The organism is Uliginosibacterium sediminicola (assembly GCF_039631295.1).
GTDB lineage: Bacteria > Pseudomonadota > Gammaproteobacteria > Burkholderiales > Rhodocyclaceae > Viridibacterium > Viridibacterium sediminicola.
Window position 1 is genome coordinate 108,898 of the sequence record NZ_JBDIVE010000006.1, and the last position, 10,087, is coordinate 118,984.

At 62.0% G+C, this 10,087-nt stretch carries 7 protein-coding genes; 1 reads left to right on the top strand and 6 read right to left on the bottom strand.

All coding sequences use genetic code 11. The features are described from left to right. Positions 1 to 2: 2 nt before the first annotated feature. From prfB to ABDB84_RS12355, 5 genes are all read right to left on the bottom strand, one after another. Positions 3 to 1,107, bottom strand: a protein-coding gene (gene prfB / locus ABDB84_RS12335) for a peptide chain release factor 2 (protein WP_345920040.1) whose coding sequence is annotated in 2 segments (ribosomal slippage) — positions 3 to 1,025 and positions 1,027 to 1,107 — 1,104 coding nt in all. Because the reading frame shifts where the segments join, the coding sequence is not laid out codon by codon here. 135 nt (positions 1,108 to 1,242) lie between these two features. Continuing rightward, a complete protein-coding gene (locus ABDB84_RS12340; protein ID WP_345920041.1) occupies positions 1,243 to 1,812 on the bottom strand; it encodes a chemotaxis protein CheW in 570 nt (189 codons plus the stop codon). 116 nt (positions 1,813 to 1,928) lie between these two features. Then, a complete protein-coding gene (locus ABDB84_RS12345; RefSeq protein WP_345920042.1) occupies positions 1,929 to 4,127 on the bottom strand; it encodes a HAMP domain-containing methyl-accepting chemotaxis protein in 2,199 nt (732 codons plus the stop codon). A gap of 191 nt (positions 4,128 to 4,318) precedes the next feature. After that, entirely contained in the window at positions 4,319 to 4,687 is a 369-nt protein-coding gene (locus tag ABDB84_RS12350) for a response regulator (RefSeq protein ID WP_345920043.1), read from the bottom strand. Positions 4,688 to 5,150: 463 nt separating this feature from the next. Continuing rightward, positions 5,151 to 6,002, bottom strand: coding sequence for a DNA ligase (locus ABDB84_RS12355; RefSeq protein WP_345920044.1), 852 nt, complete (start codon positions 6,000 to 6,002; stop codon positions 5,151 to 5,153). A 168-nt stretch (positions 6,003 to 6,170) separates the two neighbouring features. On the opposite strand from ABDB84_RS12355, the gene ABDB84_RS12360 reads away from it, so the two are divergent. Next, a complete protein-coding gene (locus ABDB84_RS12360; RefSeq protein WP_345920045.1) occupies positions 6,171 to 8,708 on the top strand; it encodes a carbohydrate binding domain-containing protein in 2,538 nt (845 codons plus the stop codon). A 46-nt stretch (positions 8,709 to 8,754) separates the two neighbouring features. On the opposite strand, the gene ABDB84_RS12365 is transcribed toward ABDB84_RS12360, so the two are convergent. After that, complete coding sequence (locus tag ABDB84_RS12365; protein ID WP_345920046.1) at positions 8,755 to 9,645, bottom strand: dienelactone hydrolase family protein; 891 nt, start codon at positions 9,643 to 9,645, stop codon at positions 8,755 to 8,757. Between the last annotated feature and the right edge of the window lie 442 nt (positions 9,646 to 10,087).

Here is a 10,087-nt window from a genome sequence, read left to right on the forward strand (position 1 = left end):
CTTTAGACGCCTTGCTTGAGACTGGCCTGGATGAAGTCATCCAGATCGCCATCGAGCACGGCTTGCGTGTTGCCGCTTTCAAAGTTGGTGCGCAGATCCTTGATACGGCCCTGGTCGAGCACATAGCTGCGGATCTGGTGGCCCCAGCCGATGTCGCTCTTGGCGTCTTCAAGCTTTTGCTGCTCGGCCTGACGCTTGCGCAGCTCGGCTTCGTAGATGCGCGCACGCAGCATCTTCCAGGCCTCATCTCGGTTGCGGTGTTGCGAGCGGTCGTTCTGGCACTGCACGACGATGCCGGTCGGCACGTGGGTCAGACGCACGGCCGAATCGGTCTTGTTGATGTGCTGACCGCCGGCGCCGGACGCGCGGTAGGTGTCGGTACGCACGTCGGAGGGATTGATTTCGATCTCGATCGAGTCATCGACTTCGGGGAACACGAATACCGACACGAAGCTCGTGTGGCGGCGCGCATTGGAGTCGAACGGCGACTTGCGCACCAGGCGGTGCACGCCGGTTTCGGTACGCAGATAGCCGTAAGCGTGGTCGCCGGTGATCTTGATGGTGGCGCTCTTGATGCCGGCCACATCGCCTTCGGACTCTTCCATCAGCTCGACGGTAAAACCCTTCTTTTCGCAGTAGCGCAGGTACATGCGTTCGAGCATCTGCGCCCAGTCCTGCGCCTCGGTACCACCGGCACCCGACTGGATTTCGATGAAGGCCGGGCTCGGGTCCATCGGATTGTTGAACATGCGGCGGAATTCGAGCTGGCCGACCTTGGCCTGGATCTCGGCGACATCGGCTTCGACCGATTCCACGGTGTCCTCGTCGTCTTCGGCGCGCGCGAGCTCGAACAGCTCGTCGCAGTCCTTCAAGCCGCTATCGATGGATTCGAGATTGAGGACGACATCTTCCAGCGCCTTCTTCTCGCGGCTCAGGGCCTGCGCGTTCTCGGCGTTGTCCCAGATTTTCGGGTCTTCGAGCTGTTTGCTGACTTCGACGAGCTTTTCGGCCTTGTTGTCGTAGTCAAAGATACCTCCGCAGCGACTCGGCGCGTTCGCGCAAGTCACTGATGGCATTACTGATGGCGTTGAGGCGTTCGGCTTCCATGGCGATCCGGCAAAATGAAATCAATCTGCAATTATACCGGTTTGGCCGCGCTTGCCTTGCACTGCTGTGGACTCAAGGCTGATCGAGCCGCCGCGCGCCGCGCCAGGCGCGCACGGCGGCCCGCTGTCAGCTTGGCTATGCGCTCAGTGACAGGGCTTGTTCGCCGTGCTCTGCTGTGACCGGCTCCAGCTCGTCGAGCGAGAGCACGCGGTCAACATTGAGCAGGGTCACGAAGCGGCCGGCGACCTTGCCCATGCCCAGGATGAAGTCGCCGTGGATGCGCGAACCGAAGGAGGGCGGCGGTTCGATATCGCTGGCGGCGATGTCGAGCACCTCATTGACGGCATCGACCAGCACGCCGAACACCTGTTGCTCGGGGCCGCCGTGGGTTTCGACAATGATGATGCAGGTGCGCTTGTTGATCGGCGTCGAGGGCTTGCCGAAGCGCGCCGAGAGGTCCATCACCGGCACCACGGCGCCGCGCAGATTGATCACGCCGCGCACCGTGCTGGGCATCATCGGCACCACGGTGAGCTGGTTGTACTCGATGATTTCCTTGATCGCCAGAATGCCGATGGCCAAGGTCTCGTTGCCGAGCATGAAAGTCAGGTACTGGCCTTGCGCGCTATGCGTTGCGGCGCTGGCCAAAGCGACGCTGCTCGCCGGCGCGTTGCCGGACTTGATGGCTGTCTGTGTACTGTTCATAGGGGATTCCTCATCTCTTTGCAAAAATCCTGTGGTCTGACCGCAGCCGCGATGTTCCAGTGGAACGGCGCAGCTGCGGCGTGAGCCTCAAAGCGGGCGAGCGCTGAGTGCAGTGATCAGAATTTGGCAAAGTCCTTCTCGTCAGGTGCCGTGCTCTGCCCCGCGCTGAAGAAGCTGCGCGCCAGATTGCTATTGCTCGCGATGCGCACGGTGGCGGAGGCGCGTTGCGGCGCGTTCTGACGCTGCTTGCGCTCCTGTGAGCTGGCTACGCGGAAGAAGGACATGGTCTGTTGCAGTTGCTCAGCCTGACCGCTCATCTCCTCGGCCGTGGCAGCCAGTTCTTCGGAGCTGGAGGCGTTTTGCTGAGTGGTCTGGCTCAGCTGGATGATGGCCGAATTGATCTGGCTGACGCCGGAGGATTGTTCTTCGGAGGCGGCGGTGATTTCCTGCACCAGGTCCGAGGTGCGCTTGATGTTGGGCACCATCTGACCGAGCAGATTGCCTGCACGTTCAGCCAGCTCGACGCTGCTGCTTGCAGTGGTGCCGATTTCCTGCGCGGCAATCTGGCTACGTTCGGCAAGCTTGCGCACTTCGGCGGCCACCACTGCGAAGCCCTTGCCGTGTTCGCCGGCACGCGCAGCCTCGATGGCGGCGTTGAGCGCCAGCAGATTGGTCTGGTAGGCGATGTCGTCGATGATGCCGATCTTCTGCGCGATCTGCTTCATCGCGGCCACCGTGGCCTTGACTGCTTCGCCGCCTTCAAAGGCTTCCGAGGCCGCCTTGGTGGCGATGCCGTCGGTGACCTTGGCATTGTCGGTATTCTGCGTGATCGAAGCCGTCATTTCTTCAATCGAGGCGCTGGTCTGCTCCACGCCGGCGGCTTGTTCGCTGGCCGCTTGCGACAGCGCCTGCGCCGTCGCACTGACTTCTTCGGAGGCGCTGGAGAGTGCTTCGGCGCCGTTGTTCACATCCACCACCACGGTGGCGAGCTTGTTCACCGTGCTGTTGACGTATTCCTTCATGCGGGCGAAGGCACCTTCGTACTGCTTGTCGATGCTGTGCGTGAGGTCGCCGTTGGACATCGCCTCCATGACGCGTACCACATCGTCGATGCTCGAACCCGTGGTTTTGACGAAGCTGTTGATGCCTTGCGCCATCTCCAGCTGGAAGCCGGCCAGACCTTGCGGATCGATCTGCTGGCTGAAGTCGCCACGGTTGGCCGCTTCGACCACGCGCTTCTGCCCATCGATGACCTGATTGAGCTTGCCGACCGTGGTATTGACGTATTCCTTCATGCTGGCAAAGGCGCCGGCATAGTTTTTGTCGATCTGCTTGCTCAGGTCGCCTGCGGAGACCGAGCCCATGACACGCACCACATCATCGATGCTCGATCCGGTCGTCTCGACCAGGGAGTTGAGGCCCTTGGCCATCTCCAGCTGGAAGCCGCGCAAACCCTGTTCCTCGACACGGCGTTCGAAGTTGCCGGCGCTGGCCGCTTCGATCACGCGCTGCTGACCTTCGATCACTTGTTTGAGCTTGTCCGTCATGTGCTGCATGGCGGCCAACAGCTGGCCGGTTTCGTCGCGCGAGGTCTGATCGATTTGCACCGACAGATCGCCGCTGGCCAGGCGATTGGCGGTTTCCACAGCTTTGCCCAGCGGCTTGGTCACGCTGCGGCTGATCAGCAGACCCATTCCGATGCCCAGCAGCACACCGCCGATGATGGTGGAGATCATCAGCGTGCGGCTGCTCTCGTAGAGCACGGTGGTGTCTTCGGACGCCTTTTTTGCGTTCGACTCTTTACGCTCAGTCAGCTCACCGAGCTGCTTGTCCAGCATGTTTGACTTCTCATGCAGCTGCTTGAGAGACTGGCTTAACGCTTCGTCGCGCTCGGCGAACTTGGCGCGAGCAGCTAGACTCATGGCGCGTTCCATTTCTTTCAGGTAATCGCTGTAAGTTGTGTCGATTGCGCTAAATACTTGCGCGGCACGCTGACTTACAAATAGTGGTCTGGCCTTAGCGATATTTTCTTTGAATGCTTCTTGGATCTTTTTAATTTGCCCGAGCTGCGCATCGCGTTGCTCCTGATTTGTTGCTAACACGTAGTTGGCTTGGGCTCGGCCGATGTCGAACAGATTGAGATTGACCTCCTTGATCAAGGAGAGTCCCATCAGTTGATTGGCATACATATCGTCAGCCATGTCGTTTATCTTGTTGGAGTTGGAGATACCGATCAGACCGACGATGACGCTGATCGCGGCGACCAGAACAAAGCCGGCGATCAGCCGGGTACCAATCTTCAAATTTGAAAGCATGGTTTTTCCTTTTCGAATATTGAGAACGCGATGCTGGCGTGGGTGGCGGAAGGTACTGAACTGCCTGTGTCAATCAGTTACGTGAGTTCGCCACGCAACATCGTCGTGGCCGCTCGCGTGAAGTTGTGGATGTCCGGCATCTGGCAACTTGAAAGCTGCGCATGCGCCGTTCCTTTTCTACGCGTCGGCGTTCAAGCCATGACCAGCTTGGCAACGGCATCGACCAGCGCGGCCGGGCGGAAGGGTTTGACAATCCAGGCGCGTGCGCCTGCTGCCTTGCCTTCGGCGATGGTTTTGTCCTGGCTCTCGGTGGTGAGCATGATCACCGGCGTGAAGCGATACGCTGCCAGCTGCTTGAGCGCCTTGAGAAAGCTGATGCCGTCCATGTTCGGCATATTCACGTCGGAGATGATCAGATGGAGTTTTCTACCGTCCAGTTTGCTCAGCGCGTCCTTGCCGTCGCAGGCTTCGATCACCTCGTAGCCTGCGCCGCGCAGGGTGATGCCGATAGTGCTGCGCATGCTGAGCGAGTCGTCAACAATCATGATGGTCTTGGCCACGAATTACTCCTGAATGTATTGGAAAGACACTGCTGGCTTGGTCGATGCCAGGGTGGGCGCTTCAGGAGGCGTGATGGCGCTGTGCAGCGGCCAAGCATCCATGCGCGGAGAATGTTTTGCGCGCCTAGCGGCGGCTGGGCTGTGCGTGCGAGCACGCGGCACCGGCGCATGCGTTGGGGACGCAGTGCCGTGCTGTCTTTCATGGTGCTGGGGCGGCCAAGCGTGGTACGCGGACATATGATCTCCTGGCTACTCGCGAAGCGAGCAGTGAAGGGGGTCAAGCCTGGTTCAGGCTAATCCGCGGGGGCTGGGCGGCAACAAGATTCCTGCGGCGTGAGGCGCGCTAAAGTGCTGGCGCATCGCCACCCGCTGCAGGGGGTCTTAGGCTTATCGGCGACGAGGAAATGAATCTTTAGGCCTAATTGCGCCGCGCCTATGCAAAGTTCGGATCGGGGGAGAGGCGTCAAAAGGAATCGGCCGGCCGCAGATAGCTGGCAAACCTTGGCAAACCCTTTGCAGTGAGGTCGCGGTAGCGATAGCTGATGCGACTACCGATGGCTGGCGGATTGTCGCGTTCGCGATCGGACAGGCCACTGCCAAGCCGAAAGCGTTGTCCCTCAGGCGTCTCGACCAGCAAGGCACCGAGGCGGCCGGCATTGCGCCCCTTGCCGGGCAGATGGGCGACGACCAGGGCTTCGGCATCGAGCTGGGGTTTGAGTTTGAGCAGGGCATCGCTGCGCCCGCCCAGATAAGGCGCGTCGGCACGATGCAGGACGAGGCCTTCACCGCCCTCGCGCAGGACTTGCTGCAGTCGCGCGTCGAGCGCGGCGCGATCAGCCACGCGGAACTGCGTATGCGCTTGCAGCCAGGCCTGCCCGCTGCGCGCTGCAATCTGCCGGATCTGCGCCAGGCGCGTGCTGAAGTCACCGGCTGCGTCGGGCAGTTCGAAGATCATGTAACGAAGCTCGCGCCAGGCCGGGTCGGCCGGATCGCCCTTGCGCAGCAGGGCCGAGACCTGCTCGAAGCTGCGTCGTCCCAGCCACAGCTCGCCATCAAGTGGCAGCGGCGGTAGCGCGGCGAGGAACCAGTCCGGCGCGCTGACGATATTGCCGCTGCGAAACCTCAGCGTTTTGCCGTCCCACAGGCCGCGTACGCCGTCGAGCTTCTCGCTGACCCAGTAGGCCGCCGGGTCGATTTCCTGGCGGTAGTTGTTGGCGAGGGGGATGTCCGGCGCGCTGGCTGCACGCGCGATCCGTGCGTGCATGGCCCACAGGCCGAGGGCAAGCTGGCTGGCGATGAAGTGTCTTCTGTTCATGGCACGCTCCTGCAATGAGCTTCCGGTTACTGCAGGATAATGAAAATGGCATGTTTGCGTGAAGCGTACTTTCGGGTAAGCAAAGCACCGCGCACCGCGTGTCTGATGCAGGTGCCACCGAAGCTTCAAAGCCTTAGAATGGCCCATCTGTCCAGCGGAGGATCCGCCATGCGCCGCCTGCTTTGTATCTTTGCGATCATGCTGTCGATGACTTGTCGGGCGGAAGACGGCTTGTTCCCCTACGCCATGCCCTGGAACGACACGGCGGCCAATCTCAGCAATCTGAGTGACTGGAACGACAAGCCGGCGGGGCGCGAGGGCTTTGTCAGCGCACGCGACGGACACCTCTGGGCGGGCGACAAGCGATTGCGTCTGATCGGTGTGAACATCGTCTTCGGCAGCTGCTTCCCGAGTCATCAGGACGCGGAGGGCGTGGCGGCTCGTCTGGCGCGCATCGGCGTGAACATCGTGCGCTTCCACCACATGGACTCGACGCCCACTCCGCGTGGCCTGCTGCAAAAAGACATGCGCACGCTGGACCCGGCGCAGCTGGAAAAGCTTGATTACTTCATCGCCGCCCTCAAACGGCAGGGTATTTACAGCGACCTCAATCTGCACGTCGGGCGCATGTATCCGGGCTTTGCGAGCTGGGGCGAGCGGGCGCCGAAGTACTGGAAGGGCGTCGATAATTTCTTCGCGCCGATGATTGCGCAGCAAAAGGATTACGCCCGCGATCTGCTCAATCACGTCAATGCCTACACGGGCAAGCGCTATGCCGAAGAGCCGGCGGTGGCCTTCATCGAGATCAACAATGAAAACGGCTTGCTGCGCGAATGGCGCAGCGGTTCGCTCGATGAGATCAGCGAGCCCTATCGTGGCGCGCTGCAAGCGCAATGGACGCACTGGCTTGGTCAGCGCTATGCCGGCGATGCGGCGCTGGCCAAGGCCTGGGGTGCGCGTGAGGTAGCGCTGGGTGCGGAGATGCTGGGGGCACGCTTTGGCGTAGGCAGTGGCGAATCCGGCTGGAACCTGCAGGTCGTCGGCGGCGCCAAGGCCAGCTACAGCACGCAAGCCGATGGTAGCGCCGAGCTCAAGATCACGGCCATTGATGCGGATCGCTGGCATGTGCAATGGCATCAGAACAAGCTGCAGTTCAAGGCTGGTGAGCCCTACACGCTGAGCTTGCGACTGAAGGCTGACCGACCCTTGCGCCTGCGTTTGCAGGCGATGCAGGCACATGCGCCATGGGCCCATCTGTGGGAAAGCGAGCTGGCCGTCGGCACCGAATGGCGCGACTACCGCTTCAGCTTTGCACCGACGGCTGACGAGGCCGATGCGCGCCTGACCCTCGGCGATCTCGGCGCCAGCCTGGGCAGCGTGTCGCTCGCCAGTGCCAGCCTCAAGCCCGGCGGCAGTCTGGGGCTCATGCCGGGCGAATCGCTGGCGCAGGGCAGCATCGCCATCCCGACGACGAGCAATTTCCTCAGCCGCACTTTGCCCGGACAACAGGACTGGCTGCAGTTCCTGTGGGATACCGAAGTCGCTTACTGGCGCGGCATGCAGGACTTCCTCAAGCAGGATCTGGGCGCCAAGTCACTGATCATCGGTACCCAGGTCAGCTACAGCCCGGCGCCGATCCAGGCGCAGCTTGATGTGGTCGATGGCCATGCCTACTGGCAGCACCCGAATTTCCCTGGCAAACCTTGGGATATCGACAACTGGCGCATCGGCAATACGGCGATGGCCGGCATCGATGGTGGTGGCACCCTGGCCGAGCTGGCATTGCGGCGCGTGCCGGGCAAGCCCTTCGTGGTCACCGAGTACAACCATCCGGCGCCCAACGAATTCAGCGCCGAGGCCTTTCCGCTGCTTGCGGCCTATGCCGCACTGCAGGACTGGGACGGCTTCTTCGTCTACAGCTATGGCGCGCATGATGGCGACTGGAATCCCGGGCGCATCATCAATTTCTTCGACACGCACGCCGATCCTGTGAAGATCAGCAGCCTGATCAGCGCGGCAGCATTGTTCCGCCGAGGCGATGTCGCCAGAGCGCCCCTGCACGCCGCCGTGATGCCCAGCCAGAGCCGTTTGATTGAAGCGCTGCGGCGTAACTACAAGATGCCCTCAGCCGATATGTGGGGCGCGCCGCGCAATGCCAGCCTGCAGTCGCAAGTGTCCATCGCGGCTGCGCCCGGCGCCGATCTTCCGCTGCCGGTGCGCAGCGACACCGGCGAGCTGCTGTGGGGCGTCGAGCAGAAAGCGACGGTCAGCATCGATACGCCACGCAGCAAGGGCCTGATCGGCGCAGCGCTGGCGCAGCCCTTCAAGTTGGGTGGCGTCAGCATGCAACTTTTGCAGTCTGCTACCGGCAGCGGCGTGCTGATGGCGACGCTGATCGAAGGGCAGCGCTTCAGCGAAAAAGGACGCGTGCTGATCACCGCGCTGGGTCGCGAAGAAAACACCGATCAGCGCTGGCTCGATGCAAAGCACAGCAGCCTGGGGCGCAATTTTGGCCGCGGGCCGGTGCGCGTCGAAGGCATCCATGCGCGCATCAGCCTACCTGTTGCGGCATCACGCGTGCAAGCCTGGGCGCTCGATGAGCGCGGCAATCGGCGCCAGGCGCTGCCAGTGAGTGGCGATGCGCAAGCACAGCTCGACACCGGGCCGCAGTATCGGGCCTTGTGGTACGAGCTGGAGATCCGCTGAGCGGGGAAGGGAGAGGACCGGCGCGGGCCGGTCCTGTGGCGGAGGCTTAGCCGCGCAGATGCGCGTTGAAGAAGCTGATCGTGCGTTGCCAGGCCAGCTTGGCCGAGGCCTCGTCGTAGCGCGGCGTGGTGTCGTTGTTGAAGCCGTGCTCGACGCCCGGATAGATATAGCCTTCAAACTTGACGCCGGCTTCCTTCAGCGCCGCCTCGTACTTGGGCCAGCCCGCATTGATGCGCTGGTCGTTGCCGGCATAGTGCAAGAGCAGCGGCGCCTTGATCTTCGGCACATCTTCCGTCGCCGGCTGACCGCCGTAGAACGGCACGCCAGCGGCCAGATCAGGCAGGCGCGTGGCGAGGAAGTTGACCATGCCACCGCCGTAGCAGAAGCCGACGGCACCCAGCTTGCCGTTGCCCTCGGGCAGCTTGGCCAGCCAGTTTGCAGCGGCGACGAAATCTTCACGCGTCTTGGTTTGGTCGAGCTTGCCGAACAGGGCCACGGCTGCTTCTTCCGTGCCGGGATAGCCGCCAAGCGGGAAGAGGGCGTCCGGCGCGAAGGCGATGAAGTTATCCAGCGCGATGCGGCGCGTGATGTCTTCGATGTGCGGGTTGAGGCCGCGATTTTCGTGAATCACCAGCACCACCGGCAGTTTGCCCGTGGCATTGGCCGGTTGTACGAGGTAGCCGCGCAGCTTGCCATTGCCTTGCGGCGAGGGCAGCTCGACCCAGCTGGTTTTCAGACGCTTGTCATCAGGCTTGATCTGCTGTGCTTCGGCAAAGCGCGGGCTCAGCGCGGCCAGAAAGCCGGCGGCGGTCATGCTGCCAACCGAGTATTTGCCGGCGGACTCCAGAAAGCCACGACGCGACAAGCCGCCATGCACATATTGATCAAACAGTTTCAGCACTTCAGGGGGGAAATCCTTGGCGGTCAAACGACTCATGTGGCTTCTCCTTGGGGTGGGGTGCGAATCTTGGTATGCCGGGGCACTGCTGCGCCCTCAAGGCAGATGATGCTGGGCGAAGCCCGGGTTTAGCAAGCGCTTGCAGCCGCCCGCTGGCGCTGTGACCGCATCGTGTGGGCAGAGTTCTTAGGGCGTGTTCATACTCACCCGGCGGATTGCGTTGAAGTGCAGTGCTTGCCACGAGCTTGCCAAAAGCGGGCGTGCGACACAGTGCAGGGTCTCGGTTGGCAAAATCGCCCTGCACAAGGAGCGCAACGCACTATTGCGAGCCCTGCACTTCAACCCTCCGGGCGGGTGCTGAATTGGCCGCAGCACAGCGTTGCAGCTCCTCGTCAGGCTCAGTTGGCAAACTCGACCCTGACAGCGTCGCTGCGCCATGTTCTGCGCCCAATTCAGTACCCGCGCAACCGTCGCGTGAATG